This is a genomic window from uncultured Slackia sp. (assembly GCF_944321625.1).
Lineage (GTDB): Bacteria > Actinomycetota > Coriobacteriia > Coriobacteriales > Eggerthellaceae > Slackia.
Genome location: NZ_CALUMA010000068.1, coordinates 19,326 through 38,239 on the forward strand (window position 1 = coordinate 19,326; position 18,914 = coordinate 38,239).

General features: G+C 62.1%; 15 protein-coding genes. 14 read left to right on the top strand and 1 reads right to left on the bottom strand.

Annotated elements, in window-relative coordinates:
• Window positions 1-69 precede the first annotated feature (69 nt).
• From Q0J60_RS06255 to Q0J60_RS06275, 5 genes are all read left to right on the top strand, one after another.
• Entirely contained in the window at window positions 70-555 is a 486-nt protein-coding gene (locus tag Q0J60_RS06255) for an RNA polymerase sigma factor (RefSeq protein ID WP_294439626.1), read from the top strand.
• Entirely contained in the window at window positions 552-1,643 is a 1,092-nt protein-coding gene (locus Q0J60_RS06260) for a hypothetical protein (RefSeq protein ID WP_294439628.1), read from the top strand. The genes Q0J60_RS06255 and Q0J60_RS06260 overlap by 4 nt, the downstream gene beginning before the upstream one ends.
• A gap of 222 nt (window positions 1,644-1,865) precedes the next feature.
• Window positions 1,866-3,281, top strand: a complete 1,416-nt coding sequence (locus Q0J60_RS06265) for an NAD(P)/FAD-dependent oxidoreductase (RefSeq protein ID WP_367178802.1) — start codon at window positions 1,866-1,868, stop codon at window positions 3,279-3,281.
• Window positions 3,282-3,290: 9 nt separating this feature from the next.
• Entirely contained in the window at window positions 3,291-4,544 is a 1,254-nt protein-coding gene (locus Q0J60_RS06270; RefSeq protein ID WP_294439633.1) for an MFS transporter, read from the top strand.
• 145 nt (window positions 4,545-4,689) lie between these two features.
• Complete coding sequence (locus tag Q0J60_RS06275) at window positions 4,690-5,517, top strand: formate/nitrite transporter family protein (protein WP_294439635.1); 828 nt, start codon at window positions 4,690-4,692, stop codon at window positions 5,515-5,517.
• Window positions 5,518-5,795: 278 nt separating this feature from the next.
• On the opposite strand, the gene Q0J60_RS06280 is transcribed toward Q0J60_RS06275, so the two are convergent.
• Entirely contained in the window at window positions 5,796-6,644 is an 849-nt protein-coding gene (locus Q0J60_RS06280) for an MBL fold metallo-hydrolase (protein WP_294439637.1), read from the bottom strand.
• 237 nt (window positions 6,645-6,881) lie between these two features.
• Between Q0J60_RS06280 and bilR the strand changes: the two genes are divergently transcribed.
• From bilR to Q0J60_RS06325, 9 genes are all read left to right on the top strand, one after another.
• Window positions 6,882-8,843, top strand: a complete 1,962-nt coding sequence (gene bilR / locus Q0J60_RS06285) for a bilirubin reductase, long form (protein WP_294439639.1) — start codon at window positions 6,882-6,884, stop codon at window positions 8,841-8,843.
• Window positions 8,844-9,034: 191 nt separating this feature from the next.
• On the top strand, window positions 9,035-9,886 hold the full coding sequence (rsmI, locus tag Q0J60_RS06290; RefSeq protein WP_294439641.1) for a 16S rRNA (cytidine(1402)-2'-O)-methyltransferase: 852 nt from the start codon (window positions 9,035-9,037) through the stop codon (window positions 9,884-9,886).
• A gap of 525 nt (window positions 9,887-10,411) precedes the next feature.
• Window positions 10,412-11,617, top strand: a complete 1,206-nt coding sequence (locus Q0J60_RS06295; RefSeq protein ID WP_294439642.1) for an iron-containing alcohol dehydrogenase — start codon at window positions 10,412-10,414, stop codon at window positions 11,615-11,617.
• An 8-nt stretch (window positions 11,618-11,625) separates the two neighbouring features.
• Window positions 11,626-12,246 (top strand): M48 family metallopeptidase, encoded by a 621-nt coding sequence (locus Q0J60_RS06300; protein ID WP_294439643.1) that lies wholly within the window; start codon window positions 11,626-11,628, stop codon window positions 12,244-12,246.
• 243 nt (window positions 12,247-12,489) lie between these two features.
• The gene (locus Q0J60_RS06305; RefSeq protein ID WP_294439645.1) at window positions 12,490-14,205 is read left to right on the top strand and encodes a DHA2 family efflux MFS transporter permease subunit; all 1,716 of its coding nucleotides are present in this window, start codon (window positions 12,490-12,492) and stop codon (window positions 14,203-14,205) included.
• A gap of 63 nt (window positions 14,206-14,268) precedes the next feature.
• Entirely contained in the window at window positions 14,269-15,054 is a 786-nt protein-coding gene (locus tag Q0J60_RS06310) for a MerR family transcriptional regulator (protein ID WP_294439647.1), read from the top strand.
• Window positions 15,055-15,603: 549 nt separating this feature from the next.
• The gene (gene metG, locus Q0J60_RS06315) at window positions 15,604-17,181 is read left to right on the top strand and encodes a methionine--tRNA ligase (RefSeq protein WP_294439649.1); all 1,578 of its coding nucleotides are present in this window, start codon (window positions 15,604-15,606) and stop codon (window positions 17,179-17,181) included.
• The gene (locus Q0J60_RS06320; protein WP_294439651.1) at window positions 17,181-18,314 is read left to right on the top strand and encodes a TatD family hydrolase; all 1,134 of its coding nucleotides are present in this window, start codon (window positions 17,181-17,183) and stop codon (window positions 18,312-18,314) included. Before metG ends, Q0J60_RS06320 begins: the two co-directional genes overlap by 1 nt.
• Entirely contained in the window at window positions 18,314-18,913 is a 600-nt protein-coding gene (locus Q0J60_RS06325; protein WP_294439654.1) for a flavodoxin family protein, read from the top strand. Before Q0J60_RS06320 ends, Q0J60_RS06325 begins: the two co-directional genes overlap by 1 nt.
• Window position 18,914: the final 1 nt, after the last annotated feature.

Here is an 18,914-nt window from a genome sequence, read left to right on the forward strand (position 1 = left end):
CGAAGAGCGGGTCGCGATGCGGTCCGCTTCGCATGAAGCATTGTGTGGTTGAACTTCAAAGGGGGATGGGTGCGTGAATCGCGCGAAATAGAGCGAGTCATGGGGCTGTTCGGCGACGCCGTGTGGCGCGCCTGCATTCTCTATCTTCCCCCGACAGACGCGGAGGACGTATTCCAAGATACGTTTCTCAAATTCGCCATGCATGATGCTCCTTTCCGGGGTGACGAGCATGTCAAGGCATGGCTTTTGCGCGTGGCTATGAACGAATGTAAGGATGTGCTCAAATCGGCGCGGCGCAGGAACGCATCGCTCGATGAGCGGCTTGAGAGCTGCGGTAACGAGGACCTGGGCGTGGAGTCGGGGAGCGCCCAGGGATTACGCGAGATCCTGGACGCTATGGACTCGCTGGGCGATCCGCCCAAAACCCAGCTCTATCTTTCATTGTATGAAGGCTATTCCGCACGTGAGATTTCGGAGATATGCGACATGCCTGAAGGCACGGTGTATTCCTGGATTTCGCGTGGTAAGACGCGGCTTAAGGAGGCGTTGTCATGAGCGATATGGAAAAGCGCGTCCATGACGCCTTCGATGCCGTGCATGCGCCTGAGTGCGTGAAGGCGAACGCCCTTGCCGCCATCGAAGCGAAGCGAGCGGAGCTGGCTGCCTCTGAGGGGCGCACGTTGGCATCTTCCACGGCGCCTGGCGTGATTGATTCCGACGTTGCTGCTGTTAACGTGACTGCTGATGTGCGCCGCGAGGAACGACGCGAGCATTCCGCTCGCAAGGCGTCCGTCGCGGGTCGGGAGCGCGTCCCTCGCGAGAAGCGCGGCGGGTTCCGCTTGCTGGGAGCCAAGATCGCCGTGGCCGCATGTCTGGTGCTCGCCGCATTCGGCGTGGGCGGGTTCGCCATCGCCACGCCGACGGCATACGTCGGCATAGACGTGAACCCTTCCATCGAACTGGGCATCAACCGTTTTGACCACGTGGTCGAAGCCAAGGCGTACAACGATGATGGCCAGGCGGTGCTCGACCAGGCTCAGGTGCGTGGCATGGCCTATGCCGATGCGCTTGCCGCCATCGAATCGGCCATGGCCGATCAGGGCTATCTCGCTCAAGACTCCGTAATCGAAGTGAATGTGGTGTGCGATGACGACAATCGCTACGCTTCCATCGAATCGACCTGCATGAACTGTTTCAGCGGTTCGGGATCGGGCGCCCATTGCTCGCGCGCCACCGCCGACGAGCATCATGAGGCCGCGTCATGCGGGATGGGCTTGGGCAAGTACCGCGCCTATCAGGCGCTCAGCGACGCGGGCGTGGACATTACCGCCGATGAGGCCAGCGCCATGACCATGCGCGAGCTCTACGACCTGGGCGCCGATGCCGGCGTCGATATCGAGTGGGGCTGCGGCGCGGGGCACGGCGCAGGCCACGGAAGCGGCAAGGGGGCCTCGGACGGTTCGGCGGATGCGGAATCGGTCGACTGCGACGATGCTTCAGGCGCCGGTGCGCAAGGTCAGGGGCAAGGCCAAAACCAAGGTCAGGGTGCAGGCCAGGCCTCGGGATCAGGTTCCGGTCAGGGCGGCCAGGGCCATGGGCAGGGGCACAGGTCCGGCCACGGCATGGGATATGGACATGAGTGACGGGTAATAGACAAGCGCTTTGCATTCATTTTTCTCGACTTTGCTATAATCGCGTGTCGTTTTTGAGTATGACGGCGTGACGCTTCGGCGTCGCGCCTTTTTTCGGGTTGGGACTGCCGCACGGCTTTGTGAAGAATCGCATTTCCGTCGCGGCTTTTCGCTTTGCGAGAAATCGGAGTTCGCATGAGCAATCAGAGCGCTGACATTCACGGTGTGAGCAGCATGAATACGCGTTATACCGACGTCGTCATCGTGGGCGCGGGGCCTTCGGGCATCTTCACGGCGTTGGGCATGCTTGCCACAGGCTCTTCGGCGAATATCGTCATTGTGGAGAAGGGTCTGCCCATCGAACGCCGCAGCTGCCCCAAGGCCAAGGTAGGTCATTGCGTGGGGTGCAACCCTTGCCGCATCACCACGGGCTTTTCGGGCGCCGGCGCTTTCTCCGACGGCAAGCTGTCGCTCTCGTACGAGGTGGGCGGCGACCTGCCCGACCTTATCGGCGCCGATCTCGCTCAAAGCACCATTGAGCAGGTCGATCGCGTCTATCTTGACTTCGGAGCCGACGAGCATGTGGAAGGCGTGGGCAATCCTGACGAGGTGAAAGAGATTCGCCGTCGCGCCATTCAGGCGGGTCTCAAGCTGGTGGATTGCCCCATCAGGCACCTGGGCACCGAGAAGGCGCAGGAGATCTACGGTCGCATCGAGGACCACCTGCGCGCCGCCGGCGTCGAGCTGCTGTTCGAGACCGAATGCCTGAACGTGATCATGGAGGGCGTGCACAACGTGGGGCCCGTCTGCCGCGGCGTGCGGGTGTGCCGTGACGGCGAGGAGTTCGACATCCTTGCCGACCGCACGGTCATCGCTACGGGTCGTCGCGGAGCCGATTGGCTCGAGCGCCTGTGCGCCATGCACGGCATCGAGCATGCCCCCGGACCGGTGGACATAGGCGTACGCGTGGAGATGCGCAACGAGGTCATGGAGCGCGTGAACAACGTGCTCTACGAAAGCAAGCTTATCGGGTACCCCAATCCGTTCCGCAACAAGGTGCGCACGTTCTGCCAGAACCCCGGCGGGTTCGTGAGCCAAGAGAACTACGACGGCGGTCTGGCGGTGGTCAACGGCCATTCCTATAAGGAGCGCAAATCGGAGAACACCAATCTCGCCATTCTGTGCTCGAGCAATTTCCGCGAGCCGTTCGATCAGCCTATCGCCTATGCCCAAAAGATTGGCAAGCTGGTGAATATGCTGGGCGCGGGTCATATTCTGGTGCAGCGGTTCGGCGACATTCTGGACGGAAAGCGCACGTGGCAGCACGAACTCGACCGTTCCAACGTGCGGCCCACGCTGCCCGACGCCGTGGCGGGCGACATCACCAGCGCGCTGCCGTATCGAACGATGACGTCCATCATCAACTTCATGCGCGCGGTGGATGAGGCCATTCCTGGCTTCGCGGCCGACGAGACGCTGCTGTATGCGCCCGAGCTCAAGTTCTACAGCAATCGCGTGAAGATGGACGAGCGCTTCGACACCAACATCGACAACCTCCACTGTCTGGGCGATTCGAGCGGCTGGACGCGCGGCCTCATGATGGCCAGCGTCATGGGCTGGCTCATGGGACAGCGACTGGCGGGGGAGTAGAGGCGGAATATGAGCAAAGGCATGGAGAAAGACGCGCCGATGACGGCCAAAGCGTGGCTGCCGCTTTTGGGCATGGCGGTGTCGACGTTCATATTCAATACCTCCGAGTTCATGCCGGTGGGTCTGCTGGTGGACATCGCCGCCGATTTCCAGGTGAGCGAGGCTGTGGCGGGCATGCTGGTGAGCGTGTATGCGTGGGCGGTCATGATTCTGTCGCTGCCGCTCATGATTTTCGCGTCGCGATTCGATTTCCGCCGTATGATTCTGGGCGTTATCGCGGTGTTCATGCTGGGACAGGCGGTGTCGGCCATCGCCGCGAATTATTGGATGCTCATGGGCGCTCGCCTTGTAGTGGCCTGCGCGCATGCGGTGTTCTGGTCGGTTGCGTCGCCTATCGCCATTCGTCTGGTGCCGTTGCCGTATCGCCCCATGGCCATGAGCGTGATTGTCGTGGGATCTTCGATTGCGATGATTGCGGGCCTGCCGCTGGGCCGCGTGATTGGCCTGGCGCTCGGGTGGCGTGCGACGTTCGTCTGCATCGCCGCGGTATCGCTGGCGCTGCTCGCGTATTTCTTCGTCGTGTTTCCCAAGCTTGATTCGGGTGCGCCGTTCTCATTGCGTCGCCTTCCGGAGCTGTTGAAGAATCCGGCGCTCTTGGCGCTCTACATCATCACCGCGCTCATGGCGACCGGCTATTACGAGGCGTACAGCTACATCGAGCCGTTCCTGCAGCAGATGGGCGGCATGTCCGACCAGGGCATCACCATCGCGCTCGCGCTGTTCGGCGTGGCGGGCGTGGCGGCAAGCGTGCTGTTCTCGCGCCTGTACGACACGCGGCGCTTCGCATTTCTTGCGATTGCGGTGGGAGGCATCGCTGTGGCGCTGGTGCTGCTGCGCGTTGCGGCGCTGACACCGGCGGCCGTGTTCGCGCTGTGCATGCTGTGGGGCGTGTGCGGAACCGCCACCAACGTGGCGCTTCAGGCCGAGGTCATCAAGGTATCGCCTGAGGATGCTTCTCCTGTTGCCATGTCCATCTATTCCGGCATCTACAACTTAGGGATTGGCACCGGCGCGGCAATCGGCGGAGCCGCCAGCGTGAGTTTGGGCATGGGCTCCATCGGGTTCGTGGGCTTTGTGTTCGTTGCGGTGTCGTGCGCGTTGTGCGCCTTGGTGCTTCCCAAGGCCGTTAAGAAGGTCGCCCTTGCGCGCCTCGCCGCCGCCCGCGCTGAACGTGCCGCTCGTCGCGCCGAACGTCTGCAATAGAGCCGCGCACATATTGCCTCGCTGCCGCTCGCCAAGAAATGCCTCTTGAGGGCTCTACGCCGATGGATTCGGCGATACCATGCGTTTCATATCGAATCAGTGAACCACGATATATTGTGGCGTCATGGCAAAGGGGGACCGATATATGGCATTGTCTCAGGAGGATCTGAACGCACTCAAGCCGGACGCGCTAACGCCTGCGCAAACCGAGGCGAAGGCCGAGGGCATCGGCGTTACCAAAGCGGGCATGGCGCCTGCGAAGTGCTTCGTGTCGGCCATGCTGGCGGGCGCATTCATCGCGTTCGGCGGCATGTTCTTCTGCCTCTTCCTGGGCGACCCCACCATTCCCTTCGCCGTGCAGCGTCTGGTAGGCGGCATGTGCTTCTGTCTGGGGCTTGCGCTTGTGCTGGTGTGCGGAGCCGAGCTGTTCACCGGCAATATCCTCATGTGTGCGGCGAAGGCCTCCGGCAAGATAGGCTGGGGCGGCATGCTCAAGAACTGGGCACTCGTGTGGGTGGGCAATCTCGCGGGTGCGCTGGTGGCTGTAGCACTGATCTACTTCGCTCAGATGTGGGCGATGAACGGCGGTGCCGTGGGCGAGGCCATGGTGAGCGTGGCGGCAAGCAAGGTGACGCCCGACTGGGTTACGCTGTTCTTCAAAGGCATCATGTGCAACGTGCTCGTGTGTCTGGCGGTATGGATCGGGTTCGCTGGCCGCACCGTGGTCGACAAGGTAATCGGCATCATCCTTCCCATCTCCGCCTTCGTGGCATGCGGATTTGAGCACTGCGTGGCGAACATGTTCTTCCTGCCGATGGGCCTCATTCTGAATATGGCAGGTTTCGGCGATCCCGGCATCATGTCGATGGGCGGCATCCTTTATAACCTTTCGGCGGCCACGCTGGGCAACATCGTGGGCGGCCTGCTGGTGGGCATGGCCTACTGGTTCATCTACGCGAAGAAGGGCGAGTAGCTCTTCGGGCGTGATTGCGGCTCTATGGCGTTGGCGCGACAATAGCCACAAGGCGATGGCGGCCTAGCGACAGCGATGTGGAAACGGGGCATGGCAAACAGCGGCAGAGCGATACGTCCAGCAACAGCGGCCTGGCGACAAGAGTATGGCGATAGCTGCCCATCCTGCAACAAATGTATGATCTTGAGCGGTGTACTCCATCCTAAAATGCGGTTCATGAGTATTCTATACACTGTATAAAATACTCATGAACAGGAAGAATGGCTACTGTCAGCAATTTATCCGATACTGGTAAGACGTCCTTGGTAGCCGCAACATACGCGAGCGGAATGATTTTCGCGCGCGAGCGTTTCAGCGAACGTCTTAAGGGCCAGGTCGTATTCGTTGTTGTTCTCGGAGATGTGCATGGCGGCAACCGCTTCGAGTCTGTTGCTCAAGAGCGAGGCAAGCTCATCGGATGCCTGCGCATTGGAGAGGTGTCCGAATTCAGATGCGATGCGTTGCTTGACCACATACGGATACGGTCCGCGCTCGAGCATCTTGGAATCGTGGTTGCATTCCAGAGCCAAAAGCCGCACGTCTTGGAGCGCATCGTGGGCGGCGGGCGTGACAATGCCCGAATCCGTCATGAATCCCACCACGTCGCCGTCACACTCGATGCGGAATCCGAACGATGCCGCCGCATCGTGTGACGTGACGAAGGGGAAGATGCGCATGCCCGCGAGCTCGAGTTCAGTCGGGCGACCGCTTTTCTGCGCGATGCCGATGCCCGCTTTGCCCGTGCCGCTCGCATCCGCCCCAAACGACAGCACACGGTGCGTCTCGGCAATCTCTTGAAGCGGCTTGCTTGCGGCGAGCGTGGCAGGGTTTGCGAACACGTCGGGGCGTGCGTCAAGTTTCGCCAGCCCGCGCAGCACCACGCCAAGGCCTTTGGTGTGGTCGGTGTGTTCGTGCGTCACCAGGATGGCCTCGATGCGCGCGGGGTCGAAGTCCGCCTCGGCGCAACGTGCCATGAAGTCTTTCTTACTGATGCCGCAGTCGATAAGCACGGCGCGTCCGGTGTCGGCGTCCTCGATTACTGATGCGTTTCCGCGGCTTCCGCTTGCAAGGATGTGTAGTCTAAGCATTCTGTTCTCCGTGTAAGCTCGGCACTCCAATGCCCGCCATGTGCAGTGCATTCGCTTTCGCCCAAGTATGTGTATAAATGCGTCTCGGAAATCAAAAATATTAGCACCATATTCAAGGACAGGAAATCTTGGGCAAGCGGAACGTGCCAGAATGGCGCATCGCAGCAAGACACGCTGCATTTCCTTGGGACAAAACAGCTATAATGGGTAAAGATAATCCGATGAAGGGGGATGCCCATGAAGCTGCTCGAGCCGCTTGCTATCAATCACATGACGCTCAAGAACCGCGTGATGTTTCCGCCTATGACCACCGGTTATGAGGATCGCGCGGGCTCCATCACCGATCAGAGTGTGAACTTCTACCGCCGTCTTGCCCAGGGCGGCGTGGCCTACGTGGTGGTGGGCGATGTGAGTCCGGTGCATACCATCTCGCCCACGCCTAAACTTGTGACCGACGAGCAGATTCCCTCATTCGCCCGTCTGGCCGATGCACTGCACGAGTTCGACTGCAAGCTGGGCCTGCAGGTATTCCACCCCGAATACGACACCGTTGCCGTGGCGGAGCTCTTCCGCGCGGGCGACATGCAGGGCGCTCGCGCCAAGCTCATGCACGACATGAAGCATTACGTGAATGAGGTGACGGCAGAGCGCCTGCAGGAGATTCTGGGCCTGATCACCGCGCTCGCCGAGCGGTGCGTGAAGGCCGGGGTGGACGCGATCGAGGTTCACGGCGATCGTTTGGTGGGTTCGCTCTGCTCGCCGCTCATCAACCAGCGCGACGATGAATTCGGCGGCAGCTTCGAAAACCGCACGCGATTCGCCCTCGAGGTGGTGCGCGCGATTCGCGCGGGCGCTCCCGACATCTGCATCGACTACAAACTGCCCATCATTACCGAGAACCCGCAGATCGGTCGCGGTGGCCTGTTCATCGACGAGGCCGTGCGTCTGGCGAAGCTTCTCGAAGAGGCGGGCGTGGACACGTTCCACGTGGGTCAGGCGAACCATACCGGCAACATGAACGACACCATTCCCGTCATGGGCACGCGTCCGTATTGCTTCATGGAGGATTACGCGCGCCAGGTGAAGGAGGCCGTGAGCGTGCCGGTGTCCACGGTGGGTCGCATCATCATGCCGGAAGACGCCGAGCGCATGATCGAAGAGGGCGCATGCGACTACGTAGGCTTGGGCCGCTCGCTTTTGTGCGATCCCGATTACGTGCGCAAGCTTGAGGCGGGCACGCCGGAGCTCATTCGCCATTGCATGATGTGCAACAAGGGCTGTACGGATGCCATTCAGAACCGCCGCTTCCTCTCGTGCGTGCTCAACGCCGAGAATGGCTACGAGTACGAGCGCGTTATCGAGCCGGCGGCCGAGGCCAAGAAGGTCGCCGTTGTGGGCGCCGGCCCGGCGGGCATGGAGGCCGCGCGTGTGGCAGCGCTGCGCGGGCACGAGGTCACGCTGTTCGAGGCGTGCGACGAGCTGGGCGGCCAGCTGACCATCGCGTGCGTGCCGCCGCGCAAGTCCGAGATGGGACGCTCGATCGAGTGGTGGAAAGCTGCGCTTGAGGCTGCGAGCGTAGACATGCGTCTGGGTGCTGCCGTTGGGGCGCGCGAGCTGGCGGAAGCCGGCTTCGACGCGGTGATTGTGGCCGTGGGTGGCAAGAACGCCTGGCCGCGTATCGAGGGCATCGACGCGCCGTTCGTGGTGGATTCGTGGGACGTGCTGCGTGGGACGCGCGCGCTCAAGGGCAACGTGGCGGTCATCGGCGGCGGCCTGGTGGGCGCCGAGACGGCAGAATACATTGCCAACGCCATGCCCGAGTGCCATGTGACGGTGGTCGAGATGGCCGATAAGGTTGCCGCACAGGAATCCAACACCGTGCTGCCCGCGATGATGGCCGATTTCCAGGAGCATGGCGTGGAGCTGCTCACGGGTGCCAAGGTGGTTGAATTCGCGGAGAATCCGGGCTATACGCCGGCCGTTGTCGTGGAAGTTGCGGGCGGTGAGGGCGCGGCGCCCGAGCGTCGCGAGATTCCGTGCGATTTTGCCGTGCTTGCCCTGGGCACTTCTCCGGTGTCGTTCGATGCGACGTCGCTTGAGGAGGCCGACATTCCTGTGGCATTCGTGGGCGACTGCCACGAGGTAGCCGCCATCGACGAAGCTGTAACGGCAGGCTACCTGGCCGCCTGCGCGCTGTAAGCCGTTCTGGCAAAGAGTCATATCAACAAAGGCAGGGGCTGTCGAGCATGTTCGACAGCCCCTTTCGCGTCTTCTATTTTCACGCGTACCTTCTGATGCATTCCGTTTTCGCATGGCGGCATCGTCTATAATCCCTGCGATACACACGACGATGTGCGCGAAGCGAGCGCACGCACCAGAAAGGCGGCACCATGGCTGGCAGGCTTGTCATTTGTCCTACGCCCATCGGGAACTTGGGCGATATGACTTTGCGCACGCTCGAGGAACTGCGTGCGGCCGATGTGGTGTGCGCCGAGGATACACGCGTGACGGGCAAGCTGCTGGCACACTTCGGCATCGAGAAGCGGCTCGAGCGTCTGGATGAGGCCACCATCACGCGGCAAGCGACGCATATGGCTGAGCGCGTCGCTGCGGGCGAGGTTATCGCCTTCTGCAGCGATGCCGGCATGCCGGGCGTGTCGGATCCGGGCGCGCGTCTGATTGAGGCGGCGCAGCAGGCAGGTTGCGATGTGGTGGTGCTCCCCGGGGCTTCGGCGGCATCGACGGCTTATGTGGCCAGCGGCTTCAATAATCCTCGCTACTACTTTGGCGGGTTCTTCCCGCGCAAGGCGGGGGAACGTCGCGCCGCTTTGGAAGGCCTCAAATCGCTCGACGCCGTGCTGGTGTTCTACGAGAGCCCGCGCCGCATTGCCGACGCGCTGAGTGTGGTTGCCGAGGTGCTTCCGCATCGCGAGGTGGCGGTGTGCCGTGAGCTGACCAAGCTTCATGAAGAGGTGTTCCGCGCGAGTGCGCCGGATGCTGCGGAGGAGTTCGCCCGTCGCGATGCCGAAGAGGGCGTGCGAGGCGAGATCGCCCTGGTCATCGGCCCGCCGACTGCTGACGAGGAACAAGCATCCGCCGAAGAGAGCGCCGCTTCAGCAGCCGAGCGCGCCGCCGAACTTTTAAGCGCCGGCGAGCTATCCAAAAAAGACATCGTACGCGCGCTGCGCGACGAATTCGGCATCTCGCGCAACGAAGCATACGAACTCGTGCACGGGGCGTAGAGGCTCCCGGCATCCTGTCGTGCCCTAAGCTGCGCCCCTAGCCGCGTGCATGAGGCTTTCCTCTGTTGCGATACGGCGATCTTCCTTTGGGCCGCGGCCGCCAGAAAATCGCTAACTTATGGACACTTTTGCGATTTTCCCGGCGGTTTAGTACGCTTCAGAGCTGTTTTGAGGCCATCAACGCCATTCGGAGGAATAGGGTGGTGGATCTCTTGAGAACCGCAAATGCATAATAGCAGGTGAGAAGTATTCTCGTTCAGCAATAGAACAGCGGGGTTTGGCGCGAACCTGGCATCAAGCCCGGTAAAGTCGAAAAAACGTCCATGAACCGTGGATTCTCTTGCAATATGGCACCCTATGGACGATAGTGCGAAACGATACGGACGCATGTCGCACAAGCCGCATGTGTGGCGTGGGGCTTGCAGGCGGTTGCGACGCGTCATATCGCGTATAAGCCACATGCGTGGCGGTCGGGTTATGCGATACGGGGTCGCGTGGCATGTGGGTATATTTAGGAGGCATTTTATGAATGATTTCACTTACTACTCTCCGACGGAGTTTTTCTTTGGGCGCGGCGTGACCGACCAGGTGGGCCAGAAGCTTGCTGCGCGCGGCTACAAGCATGCGCTTGTGGTGTACGGCAAGGGTTCGGTGGTGCGCACGGGCACGCTTGACTGCGTGAAAGCGTCGCTCGCTGAGGCCGGCATCAAGGTCGAGGAGCTTGCCGGCGTGCGTCCGAATCCCGAGGTCGGGCTGGTGCGCGAAGGCATCGAGCTCGCCCGCGCCCGTCGCGTTGACTGCATCCTCGCCGTGGGCGGCGGCAGCACCATCGACTGCGCCAAGGCGGTTGCGTTCGGTACGCCCTATGATGGCGACGTGTGGGACTTCTTCTCCAAGAAGGCCACGATCAGCGAGGCGCTGCCCGTGGCGTGCGTGCTCACCATTCCCGCAGCGGGATCCGAAGGTTCCAACTCGTGCGTGATCAGCAACGACGAGCTGGGTATGAAGACGGGTGTGAACTCCGATTTGTTCCGTCCCGTGCTTGCCGTGATGGATCCCGAGCTCACGTTCACGCTGCCCACGTTCCAGACGGGCGCCGGCGTGACCGACATGATTGCCCATATCTGCGAGCGCTACTTCAGTGGCGTGGGCGCGGTTCCTGTGACCGACAACATCGCCTGCGGGCTCATTCGCGCCATCATCGATGCGGCGGAAGAGCTGGTGGACGACCCTCAGAATTACGACGCGCGCGCCAATATCATGTGGGCGGGCACGCTTGCCCATAACGACCTGGCCGGATGCGGCCGCGGATTGGTGCCGGGCGGCCGCGCGGGCGGCTGGGAGAGCCATGCGCTCGAGCATGAGATGTCGGCGTTCGACCCCTCGATCGCGCACGGCGCTGGTCTTGCCGTAATCATGCCCGCTTGGATGCGCTACGTGTGGCGCGAGGATCCGCAGCGCTTCCTCGACTTCGCGTGGGACGTGTTCGGCATCGAACCTGTTAACGGAACGGACGAGGCAATCGAGGATGCCGTGACGGCCGCCATTGACGAGCTCCAGGATTTCTTCGCGCGTCAGGGCATGCCCACCAAGATGGGCGAGCTGGGTCTTGCTCCCGAGGACGTGGACAAGCTTCTGCCTACGCTCGCCAAGAACAAGGGCGAAGTGTTTGGCGACTTCAAGAAACTCACGATGGATGACGCCAAGGCGATCTACCTCTCCGCGTTTTAAGGCTGCGGATGAATCGTTCGGCCAAGGGCGGCGTTTCGACGCTCGACGTGGACGGCCTTTCGGTGCAGGTTACGCGCAAACGGCAGAAGAACATGTACGCGCGCGTGAAGCCGCCGGACGGGCGCGTTGTGGTCACGGCGCCGCTCCATTTCACCGATGACGAAATCACGTGGTTCGTCCGCGAGAAGAAGGATCTTATTCTCAAGCATCGTGCGCAGCTGCTGGAGCGCGAACGCACGCGTGCGCAGGAGGGAAATCTTGCGGGTAGGCGCGGGCGCTCGAAGGGCGCTCCCACGAAGGCCGAGCTCGCCGAATGGCGCGCCGTGGTGGAGGCGTTCACGCCGGCGCTCGTCGAGAAATGGGCGCCCATCATCGGCGTGCGCCCCGGCAAGCTGGCGTACCGCAACATGGTGAGCCGCTGGGGCAGCTGCAACGTGAAAACCGGGCGCATTTGCATCAACGTGCAGCTGGCCGCGCATCCGCCGGAGTGTTTGGAATACGTGGTGGTGCACGAGCTGTGCCATCTGCATGAGGCAAATCACGGCCCGCGTTTCAAGGCGCTGCTCAATGCCCATCTGCCGCATTGGCGCGAAGCCGAAGCGAAGCTCAAGGGCGGCATCCGTCGATAAAGTCGATTTGCGCGTCGTGGCATGCACTCGCCTCGGCGCGCTTTTTCGTCCGCGCCGTTTGTGGTCTGTACGTTCCTTTTGCATTTGAATGCCTCGCCAAGCGTGTGACTCGGTTATACAATCCCATGCAACACACCGAAGACAACGCTGCGTCGCGCTCCGGCGCAGCTGGGTCGATGGGTGATACGACCAGGAGCTTTTGTCCAGCCGCCCCATCGATCCGCGAGACGAAAGGCGCAGACGATGGCAGCGACCTCCGCCGCCCAGGGCACGCGACATAAGAATCCGTTCGTTTTGAACGTCGGCTCCAAGCCGATGCTGTTCGTCATGTTGGTGGGCGCGTTCGTGTCCTCGACCGCCTACAGCATGCTCACCTCCGCCCTTCCGGCCATCATGGCGGAATTCTCCGTCGATGCTACGTTGGGCCAGCTGCTCACCACCGCATACATCTATGTGCTGGGCATCACCAGCGCCATGACGGCGTTCCTCATCACGCGATTCAGTTCGCGCACCCTGTTCCTTACGGCGTTAGGCTTCTTCGTTCTGGGTTGCGTGTTTGCCATCATCTCCCCCAACTATCCCTGCCTTCTGGCTTCGCGGTGCCTGCAGGCGGTGGGCAACGGCATTCTGATGCCGCTCATCCAGACCGTTGCCGTGGCGATTTACCCCAAAGAGCGCCGTGGCTTCGCGCTTGGCCTGGTGGGTATGGTCATCGCGTTCGCGCCGGTGTTGGGTCCCACGCTTTCCGGCGTCATCACCGATTTATGGGGCTGGAAATCCATCTTCATGATTCTGGGCTGTTTGGGCGGAATCAGCTGGATCGCGGCGTTCTTCACGGTGCGCGATGCGGTCGATCACGCCAACGTGCGCTTTGACGTGCAATCGAGCCTGCTTTTCGTGGGCGGTCTGGTGTGCCTGATGCTGGGCATCACGTCCGCCGAGCAGACGGGCGTCTATTCCTGGTCGGCGTACGTGCCCGTCCTCGTTGCGTTCTTACTGCTGATGGCGTTCATTCGCCGACAGCTTTCCATGGAGGAGCCCCTGCTCAAGGTGGGGCTGTTCAGCAGCAAGCACTTTTTTCTGGGCGTCGGCCTAGTGGCGATGGCCCAGATCGGCGTAATCGCCGGCACGCTGCAGGTGCCGCTTTACGTGCAGGAGATCCATGGCATGTCGGCGCTGCAGTCGGGCCTGATTCTGTTTCCGGGCGCCATTCTCAACGCGCTGCTTTCGGCGCCGGTGGGCAATTTCTACGATAAGCACGGCATGCGCGTGAGCGCCACGGTCGGCCTGAGCGTGCTCGCGGTGGGTACGTTCGCGTTTGTGATTTTCGACGAGCACACGAGCGCGATTATCATCACCGCCATGTACGCGGTGCGCATGGTGGGTCTGACGTTTTTGGTTATGCCCATGACGGCGTACGCTCTGGAGAAGCTGACCGGCGGCGACGTGCAGCACGGCACAGCTATCGTGAACACGGTGCGCCAGATTGCCGGCTCCATCGGATCCAGCTTCATGGTGTCCATGATGGCGGCGGCCACGCTTGAGCTTGACCCCGGCGCTCCTACGGCGGAGTCGGGTCTTTCCATGGTAGGCTTCCATGCGAGTTTCGGGCTTCAGACCGCGCTTATCATTTTCACGCTCATTGTGGTGCTCATGGTGGTCAAGCCGAAGAAGCGCCTGGTGGAGCGCGCAATTGAGGGCATGGAGCACGCTGCCGTGCATGTCGAGCATGCGGTCGACACCGTTGCGGATGCGGCCGAAATCGTCAGCGATCACGTGGAAAGCGCCGTGGGCAGCGCCGTCGAGCATATGGGCAATGCTATGGATAAGATCGGCGACGTGGTGGACGCCGGCACGCCCCAGTGGCAGGAGGGTGAGGATGCGCTCGTGTCCACGGGCGACATGGTAGCCGAAGCGCGTAGGGCGAACGCGCAGGAGCAGGACGGCAGCCGCAAATAAGTAGTCTGCACAATTCTTCTTGACCTTCACGTTGCGGAAAGGTTTACCATGCTGCGCGAGGTGATGAGCGTGAAGAAAAAGGGCGAGACGCATTATTACACCGTGGGCCAGCTGGCCAAGCTTTCGGGCGTAAGCGCGCGAACGCTTCGCTACTACGAGGAGCTGGGACTTCTGAGTCCGAAGCGCAAGGCGAACGGCTATCGCGAATACGGGCCGACCGACGTTGACGCGCTGCAGCAGATTCTGCTGTTTCGTTCGTGCGGGGTGGAGCTGGAAGAAGTTCGCCGCACGCTTGCACAGCCCCGATTCGACGCGGCAACAACCCTTCGCCATCATCTTGCAACGCTTACTGCGCAGAAGCAAGAACTGGAAACGTTGATTGCGACGGTTGAGAAGACCATCGCATCGCTGGAAGGAGCATACGCTATGACTGATACCGAGCGGTTCGAAGGCCTTAAGCGCAAGGCGGTTGAAGACAACGAGCGCGCGTACGGACGCGAGGCTCGCGAACGTTACGGCGACGACGTGATCGATGCGGCGAACAAGAAGCTGCTCGCGATGGACGAAGGGGAGTGGACCGACGTGCAGGCTTTGGGCGAAGCGATTATCGAACAGCTGAAAGCCGCGATGGCGACGGGCGACGCTCACGGCGCTGAGGCGCAGGAGCTCGCGCGCATGCATGCGGCGTGGATAAAAGCCCACTGGCCTGAAGGCGCTTATTCCCGCGAGGCGCACCTGGGGTTGGCTGAAGGCTACCTGGCGGATGAGCGCTTCACCTCGTTCTATGACGGAGCGGCGGGAGCAGGTGCCACCCAATTCCTCCGCGATGCCTTGGTGGCGAACTTGTAGTTCTTTCTTCCGGCTCTGCTGACGCATGCAAAAGCATGCCGATCGTGCGGGTATAAAACATCGTGCAGGTATAAAAACAGCCTTATTGGCTAACTTTTCAGCCCCTCGGTATAAAAACACCCTTATTTGTGGGGCCATTCGGCCTTTCGTGCCGAATGGCCCGCTTCGAAATTCGTGGCAATTCTTTCGACCTGGGGTTTTGTCGAAAGAGGCGGTGGTGAAACGCGAAGATGCTGCGAAGGCGCCGCAATCGGGCACGCATATAAGCCAGTTTTCATACTGAGGGGTCCATTTCTTAGCACATAAGGAGATTTTCATACCGCTGTTTTGATTTCGCCCGCTTCTGGTTCTTGCCACTTTGTGGCGGCAAGCCGCAATCCCCGGCCGCCCGCACCGCTCCTGCGCTACAATAGGCAGGCTTTGTATCTGACCGGCCGTCGCGCGGCATTCTGGGCCGCCGGCGCAAAGGCGCGAACGGCACCATTCGCCGCTCGTAGCCGCAAGGGCGCGCGGGGCATCATCAGTCCCAAGCGCTAGAAAGAGGATCGCATGTCCAAACCCGCATACTCCATCACCACGCCCATCTACTACGTGAACGCGGCGCCGCACCTGGGCACCGCCTACACCACCATCGCGGCCGACACCGAGGCGCGCTACCAGCGCATGAACGGCTGCGACGTGGCCTTCGTCACCGGTCTCGACGAGCACGGCCAGAAGGTCGCCGAGACGGGCGAGAAGAACGGCATGACCCCGCAGGCGTGGTGCGACTCCATGGTCCCCGCGTTCAAAGAGACGTGGGACATGCTCGATATCACCTACACCGACTTCGTGCGCACCACCGAAGACCGCCAGACGCGTTCGGTGCAGAAGTTCTGGACCGACCTCTACGAGAAGGGCTACCTGTACAAGAGCGCTTACGAGGGTTGGTACTGTGTGCACGAGGAGACCTACTACAACGAAAGCGACCTGGAAAAGAACGAGGACGGCGAGTTCGTGTGCCCTGACTGCCATCGTCCCGTGCGCCGCGCCTCCGGCGAGGAGAACTGGTTCTTCAAGCTGTCCGAGTTCCAGGAGCCGCTGCTGAAGTTCTACGAAGAACACCCTGATTTCATCCGCCCCGAGACGCGCAAGAACGAGATCGTCACTTTCGTGAAGGGCGGCCTGCAGGACCTTTCTATCAGCCGTTCCACGTTCGACTGGGGCATTCCGCTGCCGTTCGACGAGGGCCACGTGTGCTACGTGTGGGCCGACGCCCTTCTGGCGTACCTCACGGGCATCGGCTACGCCGACCCCGAGCGCGAGGGCGAGTTCGAGCGCCGCTGGCCCATGCAGTACCACTTCGTGGGCAAGGACATCACGCGCTTCCATTGCGTGATCTGGCCCGCCATGCTCATGGCCGCCGGTCTGCCTGTGGCCGATTGCGTGTTTGGTCACGGCTTTTTGCTGGTAGGCGGCGAGAAGATGTCCAAGTCCAAGGGCAACGGCATCAAGCCCGCCGATCTGGTGAAGGTCTACGGCGTGGACGCGTACCGTTACTACTTCATGAGCGACGTGCGCTTCGGCCACGACGGCAACATCTCCATCGAGCGTATGACGCAGGTGTACAACGCTGATCTGGCCAACACCTGGGGCAATCTGTGCTCGCGCGTGTTCAACATGGTGGGCAAGTACTTCGACGGCAAGGTGCCCGAGGTTCCGGCCGAGCTTGCCGCCGAGCCCAACCCGCTCAAGGAGCTCGCCGATACGCTGTATGAGCGCTATAACGCCTGCATGGCCGAGGTGAACTTCACCGATGCTGCCGCTGCAGTGCAGGAGCTTGCCAGCCGCGTGAACCTCTACGTGGAGGAGAGCGCGCCGTGGAACCTGGCCAAGTCCGAGGAGACGCAGGGCCAGCTTGCGCAGGTGCTCTACAACGCGCTCGAGGCGTGCCGCATCCTGGCGCTGTTCTTTGCGCCGTTCATGCCCAACACCTCCGCCGAGGTGTTCCGTCGCCTGGGTCTGGGCGACGTGTGCGCCATCGACGACATCAAGGCCGCCAGCGCTTGGGGACAGCTGCCCGCCGGCAACCTCGTGGAGAAGGGCGATCCGCTCTTCCCGCGCCTCGACGTTAAGGAAATCCAGCTGTAATGGCGGCTATCGACCTCGAAAGCCCTGCGGGGTATCTGGCGTTTGGCGATGCGCTGTTTCGCAAACAGCGCAAGCATGGCGCGTGGCAGATTATGGAGGCTCCGGCTCCCGCCCTTGAGGGGCCGGTGGCCGATACCCATGCCCATCTGGTGCTTTTGAGCAATCCCGCCCTGTCGCTCGCGCGGTGCTCCGTGCAGGGCGTTGATTTCGTGTGCACCATCACCGACGCCGTCGAGGACGGATGGGCGACGTATCGCGAATTGGATGCGTGGCGCAGCGAGGCGCTGCGCATCCTGCCCGATGTGTTCGAGGCAACGCGCCGCGCGATGGCAGCTTATCGAGAAGAGGCTGCTGCGGCGGGCGCCCCTTTGCCCACCGACATGACCGTCGATGAGTGGCGGGCGTATCGCTGCCCGTGTGCTGAGGTGCCCATTCCGCACGTGCGTATCGCCACGGGCGTGCATCCGCACGTCGCAAGCCGATGGGATGCGCAGGTGGAAGCGCGGCTCCGCGCCATGCTCGCCGATCCGCGTACGGCGGCGCTTGGCGAGGTGGGTCTGGACTATCATTACGATCTTTCGCCGCGCGATGTGCAGCGCGACGTGTTCCGCCGTCAGGTTGTCATTGCGCACGAATGCGGGCTGCCGCTGGTTCTGCATATGCGCGACGCGCACGACGACGGGTTCGCCATTCTGGAAGAAGAGGGCTGGCCCCAGGCGGGCGTGCTGCTGCATTGCTGCAGCGTAGGCCCCGATGAGCTGCGTCGTTGGCTCGACCGCGGATGCTATGTGGCGTTCGGCGGCGCGGTGACGTTCGCCCGCAGCGACGAACTGCGCGATTCCGTGCGCATCGTTTCCGAAGACCGCCTGCTCACCGAGACCGATGCGCCCTACATGGCGCCGGTTCCGTTCCGCGGCATCGAATGCGGGCCTGAGTTCACGCTGTACACCGCCCAGCGTATCGCGCAGGAGCGTGGGGTCGAGCCGGGTGCCGGACGCGCGGCGCTGCTCGAGAGCATGCACGCGGCGGCGCTTGGCCTGCTTGACCGCGAGCCTACGGCGTGGCAGCGCGCGCACGAGTCGGCTGCCGCCGAGGCCATGCGCATCGATTCCGAGCAATTCGAGGAGGCGTAGTGAAGAACATCCTGGTTATTACGGGATCGCCCCGCAGGCGCGGGGTGTGCTCTCGCTATGCGGATGAGCTCGTCTCGACGCTTGGCGGCATGGATGCGCGCATCGGCAGGTGGAATATGGCGGAATCCTCCGTCGGTGGCTGCACAGGCTGCGAAGCATGCAGGAGACGTTCCGCCGCCCGCAGGGCGGCGGATGCGAGCGAGGGCGTGCATCCTTACTGCGTCATTCGCGACGACATGCAGAAGCTCTACACCATGCTCGATGCCGCGGACGAAGTGCATCTGGTGTGCCCGGTGTATTTCGCGGGCCCTCCGGGGCAGTTCAAGTGCGTGCTCGATCGGCTTCAGCCGTATTGGGAGCTGCGTCGCGGCCCCAATGCGCAGCCCGGCGCGGCGGATGCCCCCAAGCGCCCCGTGACGCTGCATGTGATCGGCGCGGGCGGCGACCCGTTCGGGTTCGCTCCGCTGGAGACCATCGTGCGCTCGGCGTTCGGCTCGGCGGGTTTTCGCGTGGTCGAGGTCGTCGACCGCGTGGGCTGGGGCCAGCCGGAATCCGAATCGGAAAAGCAAACGTTTCCCGCTCAGTCGGAAGGGGAGTGAG